The 20,046-nt window shown below is 57.3% G+C and carries 16 protein-coding genes and 2 tRNA genes; 6 read left to right on the top strand and 12 right to left on the bottom strand.

Translation table 11 applies throughout. The features are described 5' to 3' along the window. Positions 1-38 precede the first annotated feature (38 nt). The 7 genes from mraY to mraZ are packed head-to-tail and all read right to left on the bottom strand — an operon-like array spanning position 39 to position 7,653. Entirely contained in the window at positions 39-1,121 is a 1,083-nt protein-coding gene (gene mraY, locus AC2FLB_RS05185; protein ID WP_496708774.1) for a phospho-N-acetylmuramoyl-pentapeptide-transferase, read from the bottom strand. A 24-nt stretch (positions 1,122-1,145) separates the two neighbouring features. Then, on the bottom strand, positions 1,146-2,540 hold the full coding sequence (locus AC2FLB_RS05180; RefSeq protein WP_496708773.1) for a UDP-N-acetylmuramoyl-tripeptide--D-alanyl-D-alanine ligase: 1,395 nt from the start codon (positions 2,538-2,540) through the stop codon (positions 1,146-1,148). Further along, positions 2,537-4,018, bottom strand: a complete 1,482-nt coding sequence (locus AC2FLB_RS05175; RefSeq protein WP_496708772.1) for a UDP-N-acetylmuramoyl-L-alanyl-D-glutamate--2,6-diaminopimelate ligase — start codon at positions 4,016-4,018, stop codon at positions 2,537-2,539. Before AC2FLB_RS05175 ends, AC2FLB_RS05180 begins: the two co-directional genes overlap by 4 nt. A 21-nt stretch (positions 4,019-4,039) precedes the next feature. Beyond that, a complete protein-coding gene (locus tag AC2FLB_RS05170) occupies positions 4,040-5,827 on the bottom strand; it encodes a peptidoglycan D,D-transpeptidase FtsI family protein (RefSeq protein ID WP_496708771.1) in 1,788 nt (595 codons plus the stop codon). Then, complete coding sequence (gene ftsL, locus AC2FLB_RS05165) at positions 5,824-6,192, bottom strand: cell division protein FtsL (protein ID WP_496708770.1); 369 nt, start codon at positions 6,190-6,192, stop codon at positions 5,824-5,826. The genes AC2FLB_RS05170 and ftsL overlap by 4 nt, the downstream gene beginning before the upstream one ends. Then, positions 6,189-7,181 carry a 16S rRNA (cytosine(1402)-N(4))-methyltransferase RsmH gene (gene rsmH, locus AC2FLB_RS05160; RefSeq protein ID WP_496708839.1) on the bottom strand — a complete coding sequence of 331 codons (993 nt, stop codon included), beginning with the start codon at positions 7,179-7,181 and terminating at the stop codon, positions 6,189-6,191. Before rsmH ends, ftsL begins: the two co-directional genes overlap by 4 nt. Before the next feature lie 4 nt (positions 7,182-7,185). After that, a complete protein-coding gene (gene mraZ, locus AC2FLB_RS05155) occupies positions 7,186-7,653 on the bottom strand; it encodes a division/cell wall cluster transcriptional repressor MraZ (protein ID WP_246097158.1) in 468 nt (155 codons plus the stop codon). Between the two features lie 918 nt (positions 7,654-8,571). Here mraZ and AC2FLB_RS05150 point away from each other — a divergent pair. Next, positions 8,572-8,796 (top strand): DUF1127 domain-containing protein, encoded by a 225-nt coding sequence (locus AC2FLB_RS05150; RefSeq protein WP_496708769.1) that lies wholly within the window; start codon positions 8,572-8,574, stop codon positions 8,794-8,796. Between the two features lie 394 nt (positions 8,797-9,190). Here AC2FLB_RS05150 and AC2FLB_RS05145 read toward each other — a convergent pair whose 3' ends face one another. Beyond that, on the bottom strand, positions 9,191-11,587 hold the full coding sequence (locus AC2FLB_RS05145) for an ATP-dependent helicase (protein ID WP_496708768.1): 2,397 nt from the start codon (positions 11,585-11,587) through the stop codon (positions 9,191-9,193). Positions 11,588-11,768: 181 nt separating this feature from the next. Between AC2FLB_RS05145 and AC2FLB_RS05140 the strand changes: the two genes are divergently transcribed. After that, positions 11,769-13,556: a sensor domain-containing diguanylate cyclase gene (locus tag AC2FLB_RS05140; protein ID WP_496708838.1), complete on the top strand. Its 1,788-nt coding sequence runs from the start codon at positions 11,769-11,771 to the stop codon at positions 13,554-13,556. Between the two features lie 601 nt (positions 13,557-14,157). Further along, positions 14,158-17,595, top strand: coding sequence for a pyruvate carboxylase (locus AC2FLB_RS05135; protein ID WP_496708767.1), 3,438 nt, complete (start codon positions 14,158-14,160; stop codon positions 17,593-17,595). Between the two features lie 52 nt (positions 17,596-17,647). Here AC2FLB_RS05135 and AC2FLB_RS05130 read toward each other — a convergent pair whose 3' ends face one another. From AC2FLB_RS05130 to AC2FLB_RS05120, 3 genes are all read right to left on the bottom strand, one after another. Further along, on the bottom strand, positions 17,648-18,073 hold the full coding sequence (locus AC2FLB_RS05130) for a hypothetical protein (protein ID WP_496708766.1): 426 nt from the start codon (positions 18,071-18,073) through the stop codon (positions 17,648-17,650). Between the two features lie 50 nt (positions 18,074-18,123). After that, positions 18,124-18,507: a hypothetical protein gene (locus AC2FLB_RS05125; protein ID WP_496708765.1), complete on the bottom strand. Its 384-nt coding sequence runs from the start codon at positions 18,505-18,507 to the stop codon at positions 18,124-18,126. A gap of 202 nt (positions 18,508-18,709) precedes the next feature. Next, a complete protein-coding gene (locus AC2FLB_RS05120) occupies positions 18,710-19,093 on the bottom strand; it encodes an MAPEG family protein (RefSeq protein WP_496690910.1) in 384 nt (127 codons plus the stop codon). A 201-nt stretch (positions 19,094-19,294) separates the two neighbouring features. Between AC2FLB_RS05120 and AC2FLB_RS05115 the strand changes: the two genes are divergently transcribed. The 3 genes from AC2FLB_RS05115 to AC2FLB_RS05105 all read left to right on the top strand — a co-directional run bounded on the left by AC2FLB_RS05115 (position 19,295) and on the right by AC2FLB_RS05105 (position 19,688). After that, positions 19,295-19,369, top strand: a tRNA-Gly gene (locus AC2FLB_RS05115). A gap of 33 nt (positions 19,370-19,402) precedes the next feature. After that, positions 19,403-19,477: transfer RNA gene (locus AC2FLB_RS05110), tRNA-Gly, on the top strand. Between the two features lie 55 nt (positions 19,478-19,532). Further along, positions 19,533-19,688 (top strand): hypothetical protein, encoded by a 156-nt coding sequence (locus tag AC2FLB_RS05105; protein WP_496690911.1) that lies wholly within the window; start codon positions 19,533-19,535, stop codon positions 19,686-19,688. Here the strand turns inward: AC2FLB_RS05105 and AC2FLB_RS05100 are convergent. Further along, positions 19,685-19,924, bottom strand: a complete 240-nt coding sequence (locus AC2FLB_RS05100; RefSeq protein WP_142636899.1) for an Lrp/AsnC family transcriptional regulator — start codon at positions 19,922-19,924, stop codon at positions 19,685-19,687. The two genes, AC2FLB_RS05105 and AC2FLB_RS05100, sit on opposite strands and share 4 nt — an antisense overlap. Between the last annotated feature and the right edge of the window lie 122 nt (positions 19,925-20,046).

The raw sequence follows: 20,046 nt of genomic DNA, 5'->3' as shown, positions 1-20,046 counted from the left end.
GGCGGCGGGCCGGCTGTCCTCCGAACCTGGCGGGAGCCTTACCGGACCTTCAGCGTCGCAAGCCCAATCATCGCCAGGATTAAAGAAATGATCCAGAACCGGATCACGATGGTGGGTTCGGCCCAGCCTTTTTTCTCATAGTGATGATGGATCGGCGCCATCAGGAACACGCGGCGTCCTGTGCGTTTGAAGTACAGCACTTGGATGATCACGCTCAGCGCTTCGACCACGAACAGACCTCCGACGACGGCAAGGACCAATTCGTGTTTGGTGGCCACCGCAATCGCTCCCAAAGCGCCGCCCAAGGCAAGCGATCCGGTATCGCCCATGAACACGGCCGCAGGCGGCGCGTTGTACCATAGAAACCCAAGGCCAGCGCCGAACAGGGCCGAGGTGAAGATGAATATCTCACCGGTTCCGGGAACGTAGTGCACATCCAGATACTCGGTAAAGTCGACCCGGCCCACCGCATAGGCGATGATCCCCAGGGTCGATGCCGCGATCATTGCGGGCATGATCGCCAGACCGTCCAACCCGTCGGTCAGGTTCACCGCATTTGCTGAGCCAACAATCACGACAATCGCAAAGGGAATGTAGAATATCCCCAGGTTAAGCAGCGTGTCTTTGAACACCGGTACCGCAAGCTGATTCTGCAGCGACTCAGGGTGGTGCATCGTGGCCCAAATAGATGCCAGAACCGCGATAATCACACCAAGTCCTAACCGCATTTTTCCAGAAACACCTTTGGTGTTTTGCTTGGAGACCTTGGCATAGTCATCTGCAAACCCAATGGCGGCATAGGCCAACGTTACGAATAAGACCATCCAGACATAGGGGTTGTCCCACCGTGCCCAAACCAGTGTCGATGTGACAAGCGCGCCCACGATCAGCAAGCCGCCCATGGTCGGCGTACCCGCCTTGGAAAAGTGCCCCTCGGGGCCATCATCCCGGATCGGTTGCCCTTTGCCCTGCTTGCGACGCAGAACATTGATCAGCGGTTTGCCAAAAATAAACCCGAAAATCAGCGCTGTCATAAAGGCACCGCCTGCCCGGAACGTGATGTACCTGAAGAGGTTGAAAAAATCCCCTCCGTCCGACAGGCCGGTCAACCAATAGAGCATATCAATACCTTTCCCGTGCGGCGATCATGGCTCAAGCGCGTCCCCTTGCCCCATTTCCCGCAAACCGTCAACAATTCGCGCCAGCGCCATGCTGAGTGATCCTTTGGCCAGAACAGTGTCGCCTGCGCAGATCAGCTCTGGCAGCCGTTCAGCCATCTCAACGCTGGTCTCAAACCAAAGTCCGCGCTTTTCCGCTGGCAACGCATCGTAAAGCGCTTTCATAAGCGGGCCAATGCAGTGAACCTGATCCATCTGCGTCATAGCCGCGACATTCGCCATCGCTGCATGCATGGGGATCTCTTGCGCGCCCAGCTCTTTCATATCACCCAGAAACGCGATCCGGCGCCTGCCCTGTGAGGCGGCCAAAACTTCCAAGGCAGCCTTCATCGAAGTTGGGTTGGCGTTATAGCTGTCGTCCAGCAATTCGACCTGACCACCATCCGCCAGTGAAATCTGCTCGCGAACGCCGCGACCTTTTACCGGCAACCAGTTGCCCAAGCCTGCGATGGCTTCGTTCAGGTCGACACCAAGTTCAACGCAGGCCGCCAATGCCCCAAGTGCATTCATGACAAAATGAGTGCCTGCTGATTGCACATCAAAGGAGATGGCTTTTCCGTCGACCCTGGCCGTTGCATGGACCGAGTCCGGTTTCTGCGCAACATCGGTCAGCACGTAATCTGACGCAGCGCGCCCAAAATCGACGATCCCTGCTCCGGCCTCATCTGCGTATTGGCGCAGGATGTCGGCGTGTTCGATATCCGCATTCACGATGGCCGCACCGCCCGGGACCAACCCTTCGAATATCGCGGCTTTCTCTTTCGCTATACCTGCGACGGACTCGAATGCTTCCAGATGGACTGCCGCGACGGTGGTAACCAAGGCCACATGCGGGCGGGCCTGACGCGCCAGCGGAGCAATCTCTCCGGGGTGGTTCATCCCGATTTCTATCACGGCAAATTCAGTGTCGCGCGGCATCCGGGCAAGCGTCAGCGGCACACCCCAATGGTTGTTGTAACTGGCAACGCTGGCATGGGTTTTCCCCTGCGTTTCCAGAATATTGGCCAGCATTTCCTTGGTCGATGTCTTGCCGACACTCCCGGTCACGCCAATCACGCGCGCCTCTGTCCGCGCGCGGGCCGCCCGCCCCAGCGCCTCAAGCCCGGTCTGCACGTCCTCGACGATCAGTAACGGCGCGTCCGGGGAAACGCCTTCGGGTATCTGCGAGACCAGCGCTGCGCCTGCGCCCTTCTCAAGCGCTTGCGTCACAAAGTCGTGACCATCGCGCGCCGCCTTCAGCGCAACAAACAGATCTCCGGGCTGCAATGTGCGGGTGTCGATGGATACGCCATTGACCTGCCAATCGGCGGTGGCACGCCCGCCAGTGGCCGCAACAGCCTCAGCCGCAGCCCAGAGCGTCATGCCACCCTCCCATCGAGGGCGGCCACGCTGATGCTGGCCTGTTCTACGTCGTCGAAAGGTAAAACCTGATCGCCCACGATCTGGCCTGTCTCGTGCCCTTTACCGGCGATCAGCAGCGCATCACCCGGTTGCAGGGCATCTATGCCGCGCAGGATGGCTTCGGCACGATCACCCACTTCGGTTGCCTCGGGCGCGCCCAGCATCACCGCAGTACGGATAGTAGCTGGGTCTTCGGTGCGGGGATTGTCGTCGGTGACAAATACCACATCAGCGTTATTGGCCGCAGCCTTGCCCATCAGCGGGCGCTTGGTCGCATCACGATCTCCGCCGGCACCGATGACGGCGATCAGCCGGCCCATAACATGAGGGCGCAAAGCCTTGAGTGCCGTGGCCACAGCATCTGGCGTATGGGCGTAATCGACAAACACAGCAGCCCCGTTTTCACGCGTCGCAGCCAGTTGCATCCGTCCCCGGACCGTCGTCAGGTGCGGCAGGGTCTCGAAAACACGCGTGGGATCTTCGCCACCAGCGATCACCAGCCCACATGCCAGCAGGATGTTTTCAGCCTGGAACCCACCGATCAGGTTCAATCGGGTCTGATATACCTTACCCTGCCACGAAAACCGCAGATCCTGCCCGGTTGCATCAAAGCGCTGATTGAGCAGACACAGATCTGCATCACCCAATCCAACGGTCAGCACATTTTGCCCACGGGTTTCAGCGATACGACGAACCTGCCCACCCTTTGGATCGCTCATGTTGACCACAACCGTGCCGTCCTGAGGCAACACGCGGTCGAAAAGTCCTGCTTTGGCGGCAAAATACGCCTCGAAGGTTTCGTGATAATCCAGATGATCCTGGGTGAAATTCGAGAAACCCGCTGCTGCCAACTGTACCCCGTCGAGGCGGCGCTGCTCGAGACCATGCGAGGATGCCTCCATCGCGGCATGTGTCACACCGTTCTCAGCCGCTTCGGCCAAACACCGATGCAGGGTGATCGGTTCGGGCGTTGTATGCGCCAAAGGGGCCGTCCATGCGCCTTCGACCCCGGTTGTGCCCAGGTTGACGGCGGCATGACCCAGTTCCATCCAGATTTGGCGGACAAAGGTCGCGACAGAGGTTTTACCATTGGTCCCCGTCACAGCCACGATGGTCTGAGGCTGCTTTCCGAACCACAGTGCTGCGCATCCTGCCAGCGCCTGCCTTGGGTCTTCAACCACCACCAGCGCGGCATCCGTCCCCGCAAGCACGCCCGCTGCGACCTCGGCCCCTTCGGCATCGGTGAGGATTGCGGCGGCCCCCATGCGCAGAGCATATTGAATGAACTCTGCGCCATGGACCCGCGTTCCCGGAAGTGCCGCAAACAGATAACCGTCTTTGACCTCGCGGCTATCAACGGCCAACCCGGTAATCTCAGGGTTTGCACCCGCACGTGCGGTCAGGGCCAGTTGGCTGAGTTTCTTAGTCCTAGTGCCCATGACCCACCTTTCGCCGGACGCCTAATTCGAGGTCAGCGTTATAGCAGCGCGCGCCTCAGGCTCAAGCCGGGGGCGCAATCCCAACAAGGGCGCGACACGCCCGATCAGCTCCGCAGCCACAGGTACGGCTGTCCACCCTGCTGTACGGCGTTTTTCGCCATAGGCCACGATGGAAGGTTCATCCAGAGTGACGATCAGCACGTATTTCGGATCATAGGCCGGGAAGATCGTCGCAAAAGTGGCGATGACTTTGTCATCATAGTACCCACCGCGCGGTTTCGGTTTGTCTGCCGTACCGGTTTTACCTGCCACGTCATAGCCGACGACATCGCCAAAGCTGGCGGTGCCATCGGTGACAACCTTGCGCAGCATCTTCTGCGCCTGCGTCGCCGCCCCCAGAGACATCACGCGCGGGCCATATTGTGACCCGCTCCGGCGCAAAATGGTCGGGCTGACATAATATCCGCCATTGGCAATCGCCGCATATCCCGCCGCCAGATGCATCGGGCTGGTCGACAAGCCATGGCCATAAGAAATGGTCACTGTGCTCAGCTCACCCCATTTCTTGGGCTTGAGCGGTTCGCCGCCTTTTGCTTCGACAATCTCGAACGGGGTCGGTTCGAACATGCCCAGCGAACGCAGGAATTCCTGTTGCCGCTGCGCGCCAATTTGCAGCGCCAGACGCCCAGTACCCCGGTTCGAGCTGTGAACGATCACATCCGCCACGCTGATCTTGCCGTAATTCTTGCCGTTGAACTCACCAATCGGAAAACGACCGATTTTCATCGGACCCGAGGTGTCGATGATCGTTTCAGAATTCACCAGACCAAGCTGAATTGCCTGCGCGGCGGTGAATATTTTGAACACCGATCCCAACTCGTACACGCCCTGCACATAGCGGTTGAACAAGGGGCTGTCCGATGGATCGAACCCCGAGGTCGGGGGGCGCGGGCGATCATTGGGATCAAAGGATGGCAGCGACGCCGCCGAGATGACCTCGCCCGTATGCGCATCCATCAAAACGGCTGAGGCGCCTTTGGCGTTCATGATCTTCATGCCACCAAAAAGCACCTGTTCGACAGCGGCCTGTACGGTCAGATCCAGCGAGAGTTGCAGCGGCTTGTTTCCGTTGGCAGGGTCCCGCAGATAATCGTCGAACTGCTTTTCAATCCCGGCCACGCCGATCACCTCGGCAGCGCTCACGCCTTCACGCCCAAAACCTGACCCGCCAAGGATATGTGCTGCCAGCTTGCCATTCGGGTAAAGGCGCATTTCGCGGGGCCCAAACAGAATACCTGGATCACCGATGTCATGCACGGCTTGCTTCTGCTCGGGCGAGATGCGCTTTTTGATCCACAGGAACTTGCGGTTGCCGGTGAAATCCTTGATCAGACGGTCTTTTTCCAAATCCGGGAAGATTGCCACCAGTTGATCCGCGGCGGCAATCGGATCGATCATCAACGGCGGCTGGGCATAGACGGAATAGGTGTCCAGATTGGTGGCCAGAATGCGCCCTTCGCGGTCAACAATATTGGCGCGCTGCATCGCGATTGTGGCACCGGGGGCGTTGGCCAAGGGTTCTTGCGCCTCGGATGTCGCAAGCATCCCCATCCGAACGCCAACCACCGAGAAGGCGCAAAAGAAGAAAAGACCCAGCACCAGCAAACGGCCCTCGGCCCGAGCGCGGGCCCTATCCTTCATATCTTCATGGCGCTTCTGGATGTTTTCGCGCTCGATAACCTTGGGGTTTTCACCGCGTGCGCGCGCATCCAGGACACGGGCCAGAGGGCGGAGGGGCGTGCGCGTCATGGGAATTGCACCTCTCCCAACGCCTTAATGTTGGTTATCGCCTGCAATTCGATGGGATCGACAATCGGAAGATCCGGATCCTCGGCATAGGCAACCTGATCCGCGCGTCCAAACTGCTCAGCTCGCAAGGGCAGCAGGCCGAGACGTTCAAAATTCAGATCCGCCAGCTCTCGAAGACGATCAGGACGGTTCAAATAAGCCCATTCCGCATTCAAAACGGCCAGTCGGACCTGCGCCGCGCCGATCTCTCGTTGCAGTGTTTGCGTCTCTTTCACAACTTGCTGGGTGCGGTAGTTCTCTTGATACGCCCAAAGGGCCACCCCGAACACGGCCAAGGCAGTCAACACATACAATACACTCTTCATTTTGCCCTTCCCCCTAGTTGCGGCATCCCAATGGCGCGGGCTTCAATTTCCCCCGCCGGAGCCTCGGTGCGCACAGCAACACGCAGCTTGGCTGAGCGCGAACGCGGATTTTCTTGTAATTCCTGCTCGTCCGGCCCCACTGCCTTACGGGTTTTGAGCGTAAATTGCGGCAGGTCCTGCTCAATTTCGGGCGCATAGCGATTGGCCCGGCCGGTTTTGCCCGCCCGCGACTGAAAGAACCGCTTGACCATGCGGTCTTCGATCGAATGAAACGTAACAACAGCCAGCTGCCCACCCGGTTTCAGCGCGCGTTCAGCGGCCATGAGGCCCTGGAACAACTCTTCATATTCAGCATTCACCGCGATGCGCAGCCCCTGAAAACTGCGTGTGGCTGGATGCGATTGGCCGGGTTTTGGCCGGGGCAGGCAGGATTCGATCAGCCCCACCAACCGCAAGGTGGTTGTGATCGGCTCTTCCGCCCGCGCCTTGACGATAGCCCTGGCAATTCGCCTGCTGGCGCGTTCTTCACCATAGTGAAACAGGATGTCGGCGAGCTGCGCTTCGCTTGCGGTGTTGACCAGATCAGCCGCGCTTTCGCCGTCCTGGCTCATGCGCATGTCCAGCGGGCCGTCCTTCATAAAGGAAAAGCCACGCTCGGCCAAATCCAGCTGCATGGAGGAAACCCCAAGGTCCAGCACCACCCCGTCCAAGTTCTGCGCGTATTCGTCCAGACGCGAAAAGACGCCGGGCTGCATCACCAGCCGATCACTATAGCCCTTGGCCCAGTCCGCGGCCATTTCAAAGGCCAGCGGATCACGATCAACGCCAACGACCTTGTCCGCGCCTGCCTCGAGCAGGCCACGAGTATATCCCCCGGCACCAAAGGTTCCGTCCAACCAAACACCCGACACCGGAGAGACCGCAGCCAGCAAAGGGCGCAATAATACCGGAATATGTGGTTTGTCAGAAGAGGTTTGCGCACCGGCCATGCCGTCACGCGTCCCCGACGCCATCTAGGAACACCAAAGGATCGAAATCCTCGGGTTGATCATCCAGCCATTCCTCGGCGGCCGCCAATTCATCAGACTCGTAGGTTTCAGGCTTCCAGATCTGGAACGTGTCGCCAGCGGCAATAAAGAAGGCTTCACCCTCTAGGTCAATCTTGCTGCGCAGCTTGGCGGGTAGAACCAGACGCCCGGTCTCATCCACGTTTGTCGGAAAGGATTGTCCGTGGAACATGCGCTGCAGTGTCTTCCGCTGCATTGAACCCCGTGGAAGCGCATCAATCTTGGCGTCAACTTCGTCAATCGCCTGCATGGTATAGCATTCAAGGAATTTGCGCCGGTGGTCGCCATAAACAATTACAAGTTCGGGATTGTCACCGGGCTGCCAGTTGGGGTCAGAAGCCTCAAGCACACGGCGAAACGAGGCCGGGATCGAGACCCTGCCCTTCGTGTCCACCTTATGGTGGCTTTCACCTCTAAACCTGCGCGCCAAGACGACTGTCCCTTTCGCTTGCGCCCCACTTGAAATTCTCACTCCCCCCAGAATTAAAACGGCGGGTTGATCTGCTGCCACTGATCAACCCGCCGCATTGACCCGCTTTGCGGGATGTCCAGCTGCGCGCGCCACCTGGGGGGATGTCTGCTCGCCCGCGCGCCGGATCTCTTGATTGATGAAAGCGAGATGCCTGTATGAAACCTGATTTTATTGGTTCGGGGTCGTTTAGCGCCCCATGTGCCTCGTCCTCATCGGATAACCAAGGGATGGCATGGGAATTCATGGAAATCAATAGAAAATTTCTCACACTCACGTCCCAACTCACAATGCAATCGATAAGAAAATGAATGGAAACTCTATTTATACACCAGAATTAGAACACAACTACCTCAAAGCAACCATATATAGACAAATCAGAGAAATTATGAGCATCCCATGAATTCCCAACATTTTTTCACTTTCATCGATTCCCGGTAGATAGAGCCAGCAAATCCTCCATTCCAAACTACGAATCAACAAAGGTGGCTCGGTTCCCACGCACTCCCAAGTTACTAAAAACCACCTGAACCCACGATTTCCCATATACGCACGACCACAGCCATTCGGCTTCTTCGATAACCGTACCGAAGCAATCGGACCTTACGTCACGATCCTATGGTTTTCAGTGGAACCGCATTAGAAGCGACACCCTTGGCGCAACTCAAACCCATATTTTTAAGGCATATTCGATTGCCAACATTCAACTCTTTGATATCCATGCATTTGCTGCATAGCAGCATTGACGACGTCAACTATTGTGCAATCGCAGCATTTGCTTATTTTCATCCTCAAGCAAACGCCGAAACACTTCGGCACCAACACACGAAACGGGTTACGCAGATGGGTGTAGCAACACAACAAACCGCTCTGAGAAGCGCTCCGGCATTCGGCCTGGCTTCGATGATCGAAACCGCAAAGATCCGGTTTGCACGCTATCGGGCCTACCGCCAGACGGTTAACGAACTGTCCGAGCTGTCCGATCGCGAGTTGGCCGACCTGGGCCTGCACCGCTCAATGATCCGTCGGCTGGCAATGCAGGCCGCAGAAGAACAATTCGCGCGTTAAGCGCACAGCAATACAGAGATCAGACCCTACTCCTCCCTTGGGTCTGTAATCTGCGGCAACGTCTCTCCTCCTCCCTGACGTTGCCGCCTTTTATACCGGCCCTGAACGCCGGAAGCAGATACATCGGGGCTCTCCTCCTCCCTGCCCTGATGTTGAAAGTACGCGGCGACGTCTCTCCTCCTCCCTGACGTCGCCGCGTCTTCCTCATACCGGGATCAAACCCGGGTTCGGATACATCGGGGCTCTCCTCCTCCCTGCCTTGGTGTTGAAAAGAACGGCGGTTTCCTTCCTCCTCCCTGGGAACCGCCGTTTTTCGTTTCCCCCAAAGAAAAAGGCGCCCACCCAGGCGCCTTTCAAAACATTGAGCATGCGCCGTCAGGCGCATTCCTTTTGGTTAAAACGGAACGTCGTCCTTCGGAAAAAGATACTGGGCAACAACCTTCTTGGTGCCCGCCTTGTCGAACGCGACCTCAACCTTGTCGCCCTCGATGCCCTCCACTGCGCCATAGCCGAATTTCTTGTGAAACACCCGTTCACCCAGCGTGAAACTTGCCACCGCGGTTGCGTCGATCACCGTGTTGCGGGTTTCGCGCGGTTGCGACATGCCATATTGTCCCTGCCGCGCCTGCAGCCGTTTCCAGCCGGGTGAGTTATAGACATTTGCCTCAGCCGCGCGGGTTTCGATCCCGGCCGACGGCTGCCCCCCGCCATAGAGCCCCGGAGGCGTCAGAACCTCGACATGCTCCTCGGGCAGTTCGTCAATAAACCGTGATGGCATCGAATTCTGCCATTGCCCGAACACCCGGCGGTTGGCGGCGAAGGAAATCGTACAGACCTCTTCGGCACGGGTGATGCCCACATAGGCTAGACGCCGTTCCTCTTCGAGCCCCTTGATTCCGGTCTCGTCCATCGACCGCTGCGACGGGAACAACCCGTCCTCCCAACCCGGCAGGAACACGGCGGGAAACTCCAGCCCCTTGGCCGCATGCAGAGTCATGATCGAGACCTTTGCCCCATCCGTTTCCTTTTCATTGTCCATGACCAGGCTGACATGTTCCAAAAACCCTTGCAGGTTCTCGAAATTGTCCAGTTGGTTGACCAGTTCCTTGAGGTTTTCCAGCCGGCCCGGCGCCTCGGGCGTTTTCTCATTCTGCCAATGGGCGGTATAGCCGGATTCATCCAGCACGATCTGCGCCAGTTCGATATGCGTGCGCTCGGGCGCGCCATAGCGGATCGGAGACACCCCGTCATCAATGACGGTGTCATCATCCACTTCGATCCGTGGTCCGCGTGTCATCGCATTCCACCGAGCCAGCCCGTCGGTCAACTCGCGCAGCGCCTTGCCACCCTTGCCCTTGATCAGCCCCTGTTCGACCACGATCCGCGCCCCTTCGACCAGGGACACCCCGTTTTCACGCGCCACCACCTGAATGGTCTGCTGCGCCTTGTCACCAAGGCCGCGCTTGGGCGTGTTAACGATCCTCTCAAACGCCAAATCATCCTCGGGGCTGACCACCAGCCGGAAATAGGCCATGGCATCGCGAATCTCCATCCGCTCATAAAACCGCGGCCCGCCAATCACCTTGTAGGGCATCCCAATGGTCAGAAACCTATCCTCGAACGCGCGCATCTGGTGCGACGCGCGCACGAGGATAGCCATTTCGTCCAAGTTCATCGGGCGCACGCCACGCGTCCCGCCCTGCATCGCGTCGATCTCTTCTCCGATCCAACGCGCCTCTTCCTCACCATCCCAATGTCCAATCAGGCGAACCTTTTCACCCTCTTCTCTGTCGGTCCAAAGCTCTTTGCCCAACCGGCTTTCATTGCCCCGAATAACGTTCGAAGCCGCCGCCAGAATATGCGGGGTCGAGCGATAGTTCTGCTCCAACCGCACCACGAAAGCGCCGGGGAAATCCTTTTCAAACCGCAGGATGTTACCCACCTCAGCCCCGCGCCAGCCATAGATCGACTGATCGTCATCGCCAACACAGCAGATATTCTTATGCCCCCCGGCCAGCAGACGCAGCCAGAGATATTGGGCGACATTGGTATCCTGATACTCGTCGACAAGGATGTAGCGGAACCAGCGTTGGTATTGCTCCAGCACATCCGGGTGGGTTTGAAAGATCGTCACCACGTGCAACAGCAGATCGCCGAAATCCACCGCATTCAGCTCACGCAGGCGGGTCTGGTATTGGGCATAAAGCTCAATGCCTTTGTTATTATAAGCTCCGGCATCCGCAGCAGGCACCCTATCTGGCGTCAGCGCGCGGTTTTTCCAGTCATCAATGATCCCGGCCAGCATCCGCGCAGGCCAGCGTTTGTCGTCGATATTGGCTGCCTGAGTCAGTTGCTTGAGCAAGCGCTTTTGGTCATCAGTATCCAAAATAGTAAAATTCGACTTGAGGCCCGCCAGTTCGGCATGGCGGCGCAACAGTTTGACGCAGATCGCGTGGAACGTTCCCAGCCACGGCATCCCTTCGGCAGGTCGGCCCAGCATGCGCCCGACCCGTTCTTTCATCTCGCGCGCGGCCTTGTTGGTGAAGGTCACGGCCAAAATCTCGTTCTCGCGTACCCGATGCGATCTGAGCAGATGGGTGATCCGCGCGGTCAGTGCCTTGGTCTTGCCCGTGCCGGCACCTGCCAGCATCAAAACCGGACCGTCCAGCCGCTCGACCGCTTCGCGCTGTGCCGGGTTGAGTTCGTTCAAATAGTCGGCAGCCACCGCAGGCATCGCCCGCGCCGACAGCGATGCGCCCTCGAAGGCGTCCATTTCGTCAAAACTGCTCATACTCTCAAACTACGCCGGATGGGCGCAAAGGGAAAGGCTTTGTTCACGGCTTGTTCACAAGCTTTTAAGATTTTCCTTGCGTTCAATTCCAACCAAATGAAGCGGCGTTCGACTGATGCCATTAACTCTCTGTAAAGCCTTAGGTCAGATGCTTGGCTCAAAGGTTTGGGAGCATATGGATATGGCATTGGCTGAGCGGGGGACGATCAATCATCGACTCAAATGGACCGGGATAACCCTATTGCTGATCAGCCTCGCCATTGGTGCGGGTTGGGGTGTCTATCGGCTTCCTTCGCCCTTGGTGGAACGGATGCTGCGGACAGATATCCTCAAACAGTCAGAATTGTGGAAACGCAGGGTTGTTTTGCACCTTGAAGACCCCGAAACAACGCTGCGAACCGGCCATATAGATGGGCATGATGCAGAGTTTCTGACGTCGATGCCCGAAGCATCGGATGTCTACCGGTTCAGGTTGTTCGACACGAGTGGACGCGTGGTCTGGTCCACTCGTCAAGGTGAGGTCGGCCTGCGCGAAGACAGCGCGTTCTTTCGCGCCGATGTTGCCCGGGGAATGGTGTACTATTTACAAGAGGTTGTGCCCCTATCCGAGATTGACGGCCTGGACTTGCACACAGGCAACATTCAGAACTCCAGTGCGCATCACATAGTCAAAGTCTTTATGCCGGTTACAAAAAACGGTCGCTTCATCGGTGCGATAGAGTTTTTTACCGATATCTCGGATTTGCGGGCGACCTTCATAACCCGGCTGAGAATTTCGCTGATCGTTCTAAGCGGTGTGGCCCTGTTGGCGCTGGCGATGGTGTCATTGGTGACCTACAGGACCAACCGGGCGCAACTGCGCTCTTTGCACAAACAATCCGAGAAAGAGCGTGATCTGATGGCTGACCAGTTGCGGCTGGCGCGTGAGGTGCGGCTGCTAGGGGAGCTGAACGAGTGGCTGCAATCCAGCCGTTCTCTGGATGAGCTGTTCGACATGGTCTCACGTTTTATGACCCATATCCTGCCCGAAGCAGAGGGCAGCGTTTACGTCTACTCGAACTCGCGCGATGTGCTTGATGGCTGCGCCAGTTGGAACGGCGGCACCCATAAGGCACATATCCACCCTGAGGGGTGTTGGGGCTTGCGACGGGGTCGCACCTATGAATTCGGCGCCTCCGAGATTGATTTCATCTGCGAACACGCAGAGCCGCATGACGGGCGTCCGTATTTCTGCTTTCCGATTCTGGCACATGGCGAAACGGTGGGCTTGCTGCATCTGCGCGCGTTTGAAGATCGCGAAGAAGAGTTCCATGTCAGCAGGAAGCTGGCGCAACTCTGTGCCGAACAGATCAGCATGGCCATCGCGAATGTCAGGATGCGCGATCAACTGCACGACCAATCCGTGCGCGATCCGCTAACCGGGCTGTTCAACCGTCGCCATATGACAGAAACCCTACGCAAATCCATTTCGCGCAGTCAGCAGACCGGTGTACCGCTTAGCCTGATCGCCGTTGATGTGGACCACTTCAAAAAGTTCAACGATACCCATGGCCATGATGCAGGCGACATGGTCTTGCGCGCGGTCGGTGCCGCATTGGAGCAGGGCTGTGATCGGGATGAAATTGCCTGCCGCATCGGTGGTGAGGAATTCATGCTGATCTTGCCGGACAACACCCCGGATGACGCGGTGAGCCGTGCCGAGAAATTACGGCAGTCGGTCGAAGCGGTTTCGGTCCGATACGGTGACAAGTCGCTTCCGCGAATAACGATTTCGGTTGGTGTATCGCATTACCCGGCGCATGGCACCATGCCGCAAGATTTGATGCGCGCCGCCGATGACGCGCTATATATGGCAAAAGACAAAGGGCGCAATCAGGTGCAAGTCGCCAAGGGAACGCCAACCGAAACCGGGTCCGCTGATAGCAACGGCCAAAAGGTTCGGACTTCAGGCCCAGTCGCGGCGGCGTGAAGCTCTAGCTAATACTTAGCAAAAACTTCAGTTACCCGGCGCCTGACTGCGCGGGCAAGGTAGCCACTTCTATACTTGTTAGCTTTCTCCAAGATCTTGGCCACATCGCGATCTTGCCAACCGTCCTAGCCAGCCCTATCGCTTTTGAGCGGCACAATCCCTAGACTCTTAAACGGTCGGTGATCTTTCAGAGGATTGGATAAAGAAGTAACGCAATAATTTGAGGCAAGCAGCACGCAAACGATCTGCCCAAAACCTCTCGGGGCTGCACATCCACGATAACCGGACACGGTCAGGCCTTTCGTTCCCAACGTTCTTGAAGTCAATCGGCTCGGCACCCGGCACGACCATGCGCGCAACTTGCCTGCTGTGTCGAAACTTGGGAAAGCACCTGCCGACCGTGGCCAAAAAGTCTTTAATGAACACGCCAAATCACGCCGCAATTCACCAGTCTTGATGCCGCAGCGCAGCAAGGCTATCAAGCATTCACCAACAGGAGGCGTTTGCGAGCGTTAACATGCCGGTTCTACCCAAATCACCGATATACCTGCGCGTATTGTTCGCCTAGAAGTTCGCCAAACAAACAGGACCGGGACCTGATATGACACATTTCGACAAGATCCTGATCGCCAACCGCGGCGAGATTGCTATTCGCGTGATGCGCGCAGCGAATGAGATGGGCAAACGCACAGTCGCCGTATATGCGGAAGAGGACAAGCTTGGCTTGCACCGTTTCAAGGCGGACGAGGCCTATCGCATCGGCGAGGGGATGGGGCCGGTTGCCGCTTACCTCAGCATTGACGAGATTATTCGCGTGGCCAAGGAATGTGGTGCGGATGCCATCCACCCGGGCTATGGCTTGTTGTCGGAAAACCCAGATTTCGTGGATGCCTGCGTCCAGAACGGGATCACCTTCATTGGACCAAAGGCCGAAACCATGCGCGCCTTGGGCGACAAGGCCAGCGCCCGCCGCGTGGCCATCGCCGCCGGAGTTCCGGTGATCCCTGCGACCGAAGTGCTGGGCGACGATATGGACGCGATCCGGTCACAAGCCAAAGAGATCGGATATCCCCTGATGCTCAAAGCATCCTGGGGCGGAGGTGGCCGCGGCATGCGCCCAATAAAATCCGAGGACGAACTGGAAGAAAAGGTCCTGGAAGGCCGCCGCGAAGCCGAGGCTGCCTTTGGCAATGGCGAGGGCTATTTGGAAAAAATGATTATCCGCGCCCGCCATGTCGAGGTGCAGATTCTGGGCGACAAACATGGCGAAATTTACCACCTGTATGAGCGCGACTGCTCGGTCCAGCGCCGTAATCAGAAAGTCGTGGAACGCGCGCCTGCCCCGTATCTCAGCGAAGAACAACGCGCGGAAATCTGCGAACTGGGCCGCAAGATTTGCGCCCATGTAAATTATGAATGCGCAGGCACCGTCGAGTTCCTGATGGATATGGAAACCAGCAAATTCTACTTCATCGAGGTGAACCCGCGCGTTCAGGTGGAACATACCGTCACCGAAGAAGTCACAGGTATCGACATTGTGCAGGCACAGATCCTGATCGCCGAGGGTAAATCGTTGGCCGAAGCCACCGGCGCCGCCAGCCAAGCGGATGTGCACCTGAACGGTCATGCCCTTCAGACCCGGATCACAACCGAAGACCCGCAGAACAACTTCATTCCCGACTACGGTCGCATCACCGCATACCGCTCGGCTACTGGCATGGGCATTCGCCTAGATGGCGGCACGGCCTATGCGGGCGGTGTAATCACGCGGTACTACGACTCGCTGCTGACCAAGGTCACGGCCTGGGCCCCGACGCCACAGGCCGCGATTTCGCGAATGGACCGAGCGCTGCGCGAGTTCCGTATTCGTGGCGTCAGCACCAATATCGACTTTGTCATCAACCTGCTGAAACACCCGACCTTCCTGTCGAATGAATACACCACCAAGTTCATTGACACGACGCCCGAGCTGTTCACCTTTAAACGACGCCGTGACAGGGGCACCAAGGTTCTAACCTATATTGCGGATATCACCGTGAATGGGCATCCCGAAACCAAGGATCGTCCCGAACCGCGTACCGATCTGAAAGAGGCCAAGGCCCCGGCTCTGAAAAGTGAACCGCAGATGGGCACCCGCAATCTGCTAGAACAAAAGGGCCCGCAGGCGGTGGCCGATTGGATGAAGGCTCAGCGCCAGTTGCTGATCACCGACACCACGATGCGCGACGGGCACCAGTCGCTGCTGGCGACGCGGATGCGGTCGATCGACATGATCAAAGTGGCCCCGAGCTATGCGGCCAACCTGCCGCAGCTGTTCAGCGTCGAATGCTGGGGCGGCGCCACTTTCGATGTGGCTTATCGGTTCTTGCAGGAATGTCCGTGGCAACGTCTGCGTGACCTGCGCGAGGTGATGCCGAACCTGATGACCCAGATGCTTTTGCGCGGTGCAAACGGGGTTGGATACACCAATTACCCCGACAACGTGGTGCAGGAATTCGTTCGTCAGGCGTCAGAAAATATCGACGTGTTTCGCGTCTTCGACTCTCTCAACTGGGTCGAAAATATGCGTGTCGCAATGGATGCGGTGGTCGAGAACGGTAAAATCTGTGAAGGCACCGTTTGCTATACTGGCGATATTCTGGACCCGAACCGTGCCAAATATGACCTAAAATACTATGTTGGCATGGCGAAAGAGCTGCGCGATGCCGGGGCTCATATTCTGGGCCTGAAAGACATGGCCGGCCTGTTGAAACCAGCCTCGGCCAAGATTTTGATCCGTGCGCTGAAAGAAGAGGTCGGGTTGCCAATCCACTTCCACACGCACGACACTGCCGGTATCGCCAGCGCCACCATTCTGGCCGCCTCCGAGGCGGGTGTGGACGCAGTGGATTGCGCGATGGACAGCTTCAGTGGCAACACTTCTCAGGCGACATTGGGCACTGTGGTCGAAGCGCTGCGCCATACGGAACGCGACACCGGCCTGGACATCAAGGCCATCCGTGAAATCAGCGACTATTTCGAGGTGGTCCGAGGCCAGTATGCGGCCTTTGAATCTAGCCTGCAGGCCCCTGCATCCGAGGTATATCTGCACGAGATGCCCGGTGGCCAGTTCACCAACCTCAAGGCTCAGGCGCGCAGCCTTGGCCTGGAAGAGCGTTGGCATGAAGTGGCGCAGATGTATGCGGACGTGAACCAGATGTTCGGCGATATCGTCAAAGTCACGCCTTCGTCAAAAGTGGTTGGCGACATGGCGCTGATGATGGTCAGCCAGGGGCTGACGCGCGCCGATGTCGAAAACCCGGACTCGGATGTGGCCTTCCCGGATTCGGTCATCGACATGATGCGCGGCAATCTGGGGCAGCCTCCGGGCGGGTTCCCTGATGCGATCATCAGCAAGGCGCTTAAGGGCGAAAGCCCCAACACTGACCGCCCCGGCAAAGACGTACCCCCGGTCGATCTGGAGGAAACGCGCGCCGAGCTATCCAAACAACTGGACGGCAAAGAGGTCGACGACGAGGATCTGAACGGATACCTGATGTATCCCAAGGTGTTCCTTGATTACATGGGTCGCCATCGGATCTATGGCCCCGTCCGCACCCTGCCCACGCGCACATTCTTCTATGGAATGGAGCCCGGCGAAGAGATCGCCGCGGAAATCGATCCCGGCAAGACTCTGGAAATTCGCTGTCAGGCCATCGGTGAAACCGATGAAAATGGTGAGGTCAAAGTGTTCTTTGAACTGAACGGTCAGCCCCGTGTGATCCGGGTGCCAAACCGTTTGGTGACATCAACCACGCAGGCCCGACCCAAAGCAGAAATCGGCAACCTCGCACATATCGGCGCACCGATGCCGGGTGTCGTGGCAACCGTTGCGGTTACTGCGGGACAAGAGGTCAAAGAAGGCGATATGCTTTTGACCATCGAGGCCATGAAGATGGAGACTGGCATTCACGCCGAAAGGGACGCCGTAGTCAAAGCCATCCACGTTCAGCCAGGCGGCCAAATTGACGCCAAGGACCTGCTGATCGAGCTGGAATAGCAAAAAAGGCGCGCCTCTGGGGCGCGCCTTTTCCATTTCATTGGGTTAAGGTTCAGCCGTCTACGGTTTCTTCTTCAACCTCATCTTCGACCAATTCCTTTTCTGTTTCATCATCAGAAACATCATAATCCGCAAGCGCCGGCAGACCCAGCAGGTCGTGCAGCTCGTTCAGGGCGTCGTCAGACAACTCGCGACCGCCGGTCAGAGTATCCAGAGCCTCTTGCGGGTCAGAAAATCCGGCCAGGTTTGTCTCGGCCTCCTCTACAGCCAGCTCAGCCGCTTCGACCGCGTCGTCGTACTTGTCCTGAGCGGTGATGCCCTCGGCAAGCTCGTCCTCGGTCGGCTCATAGGCCTCTTCGATCTCTTCTGCGGTCAGTTCCTGCAGGTCTTCCAGTTCGTCGTTCTTATCCTGCAGATCTGTCGTCGCGTCGGTATGACCAAGGATGTTCTGCTGATAAGAGTACAGCTTTCCTGGCATACTGTTCGGGGACGCATTCATGAGAGCCGTTTGGCTGGCATGGGCCGCGTTCAGACCTTTAAGCTCCGATGCAATTTGCCGTGCTTGTTGGGGTGAACCGGCTTCTCATCAACGACAGCAGTGGTAACTTTGGTCATCTTGGCAGGTTTCTTATTGCCCTTGACCAGATTACCAATCGAAGCGACCAGCCCGTTTTTCTTTTGAGTCGTAGCGCCCGTTTTGGCAGTTTTTTGCTTTTTTAGGCCAAGACTGGCGAGCAACCCTTTGCCCGTCCCCTTTTTACCCGAGGACTTGCCACCTTTCACCTGTGAGGACTTGTCGCCAGACTTATCCGCGCCGTTCCCATTTCCACCGCCATTGCCTTTGCCAGCGCCATTGCCTTTGCCGCCACCATTTTTGGCGATGGCCATATCAGGTGCGGCAACAACTGCCACAAAGCTTACAGCGCCAAGCAGCAGAAATGAGGTGCAACTACACGCGAAAGTAACAAGAACCGCTTCATATTATTCACCTGTCCTTCTTGAGCAGTGGCAGCAGATACCACAAAATCAAGCACCTGAGACAACGTTGACAGTTAGTTAATAATTGAATCTGGGTAAAACGGTGGCCTTTTTCGGCGTGAGCGACCCACCGCGCTCACACCGCCAACACAATATTGGCTATTGCAGCTACGAGGATTGAACCAAATGTCAGCAGCATTCCGATTTGCCTGAGGATAACGATCTGCGGAGACCTGCCAAACCCATATGCATGAAGCAGGCGACCACCCAGCAAGGCCAATCCCAACAGGTTCAACAGCAACCCGCTGGCGCCCTGCAATTCAACCATTGCCATCAATAACAGCGCAAACGGCGCGTATTCGGCGAAATTGCCATGAGTCCGGATCGCCTTGATCATTTGCCCCTTGCCACCATCCCCGTAGGAAACCTTTTCGCCCCGTCGGTGGCCAATGACCCGAAGGCTCAGCGCCAGATACAAAAAGGCGGCTAATGCCGCATAAACCGGTGTAATTGTCAGCATGGGTGGCTCCGTCTATTAATATTCCTAAGCTCTGGGCAAAGCTTAACGCGGAATCTCGACCGGTCCAGTTGAACTGGGCTGCTGCTACGCAAGGTCAAGTCTGTCTGGATTTCCTCCGCACGATAAGATTTTTTGCAAAAGTCGCGTTTTTCCCCTTGCAGCTTTCCGCCAGAATTAATACTTCACGCCTCACTCAACGGCGCGGGCGTAGCTCAGGGGTAGAGCATAACCTTGCCAAGGTTAGGGTCGGGCGTTCGAATCGCCTCGCCCGCTCCATTGAGAGGTCTCCGGACCAAATATGTATCTGATGCGGGCGTAGCTCAGGGGTAGAGCATAACCTTGCCAAGGTTAGGGTCGGGCGTTCGAATCGCCTCGCCCGCTCCAGATACAAACCCTCTCACTCAACGCTGTTTTCTTATGGCGCGGCCTGCTGAAAAGCATGACCCGCGTATATGTTCATATGCCGCAACCGAACAAAGCCGCCTTCACATTGGCCGCGCGGACGGCGCGTAAGAACGTCTTTGACACCGCGCCGAAGTACTCCAATCACGACCCGGACCGAATCTTCCGCGTGACCACGTTTGAGCAGGGCTAGAAGGCCTTGAACGTCATTGTGGTCAGCGAGCGTTCTATACCCGAGATCACCAGCAGATTTTCATTGATGAAATGTCCCACATCCTCGGCCTCGGGGATGTAAAGCTTCAGCAGCAGGTCATATTCGCCGCTGGTAGAGTAGAGCTCCGAGTGGATTTCGCGCAACGCGATCTCTTCAGCCACCTTGTAAGTGGTGCCAGGTTTGCAGCGGATCTGGATGAAAACACAAGTGGACATGGGCCGAGCCTTGTTGGTTGAGTTGGCCGCAGGCTGACATGGGCTGCGCCCGGGCGCAATCCCCTGCAACAGTTTGCGGCGATTGCGACGGATGGTCTGGATCAACCCGCCCTACCCCGTCT

This window comes from Ruegeria sp. CDSA236, from assembly GCF_059611285.1.
Note: the sequence above shows the minus strand (reverse complement) of the source record. Positions and strands in the feature narration are given on the sequence as shown.

Coding starts and splice junctions, on each gene's coding strand:
- AC2FLB_RS05100 (WP_142636899.1), bottom strand. CDS start 19,924: ATGTCCACTTGTGTTTTCATCCAGATCCGCTGCAAACCTGGCACCACT.
- AC2FLB_RS05120 (WP_496690910.1), bottom strand. CDS start 19,093: ATGCTGACAATTACACCGGTTTATGCGGCATTAGCCGCCTTTTTGTAT.
- AC2FLB_RS05180 (WP_496708773.1), bottom strand. CDS start 2,540: ATGACGCTCTGGGCTGCGGCTGAGGCTGTTGCGGCCACTGGCGGGCGT.
- mraY (WP_496708774.1), bottom strand. CDS start 1,121: ATGCTCTATTGGTTGACCGGCCTGTCGGACGGAGGGGATTTTTTCAAC.
- AC2FLB_RS05140 (WP_496708838.1), top strand. CDS start 11,769: ATGGCATTGGCTGAGCGGGGGACGATCAATCATCGACTCAAATGGACC.
- AC2FLB_RS05145 (WP_496708768.1), bottom strand. CDS start 11,587: ATGAGCAGTTTTGACGAAATGGACGCCTTCGAGGGCGCATCGCTGTCG.
- AC2FLB_RS05150 (WP_496708769.1), top strand. CDS start 8,572: ATGGGTGTAGCAACACAACAAACCGCTCTGAGAAGCGCTCCGGCATTC.
- AC2FLB_RS05175 (WP_496708772.1), bottom strand. CDS start 4,018: ATGGGCACTAGGACTAAGAAACTCAGCCAACTGGCCCTGACCGCACGT.
- ftsL (WP_496708770.1), bottom strand. CDS start 6,192: ATGAAGAGTGTATTGTATGTGTTGACTGCCTTGGCCGTGTTCGGGGTG.
- AC2FLB_RS05135 (WP_496708767.1), top strand. CDS start 14,158: ATGACACATTTCGACAAGATCCTGATCGCCAACCGCGGCGAGATTGCT.
- AC2FLB_RS05170 (WP_496708771.1), bottom strand. CDS start 5,827: ATGACGCGCACGCCCCTCCGCCCTCTGGCCCGTGTCCTGGATGCGCGC.
- rsmH (WP_496708839.1), bottom strand. CDS start 7,181: ATGGCCGGTGCGCAAACCTCTTCTGACAAACCACATATTCCGGTATTA.
- AC2FLB_RS05130 (WP_496708766.1), bottom strand. CDS start 18,073: ATGCCAGGAAAGCTGTACTCTTATCAGCAGAACATCCTTGGTCATACC.
- AC2FLB_RS05105 (WP_496690911.1), top strand. CDS start 19,533: ATGACCCGCGTATATGTTCATATGCCGCAACCGAACAAAGCCGCCTTC.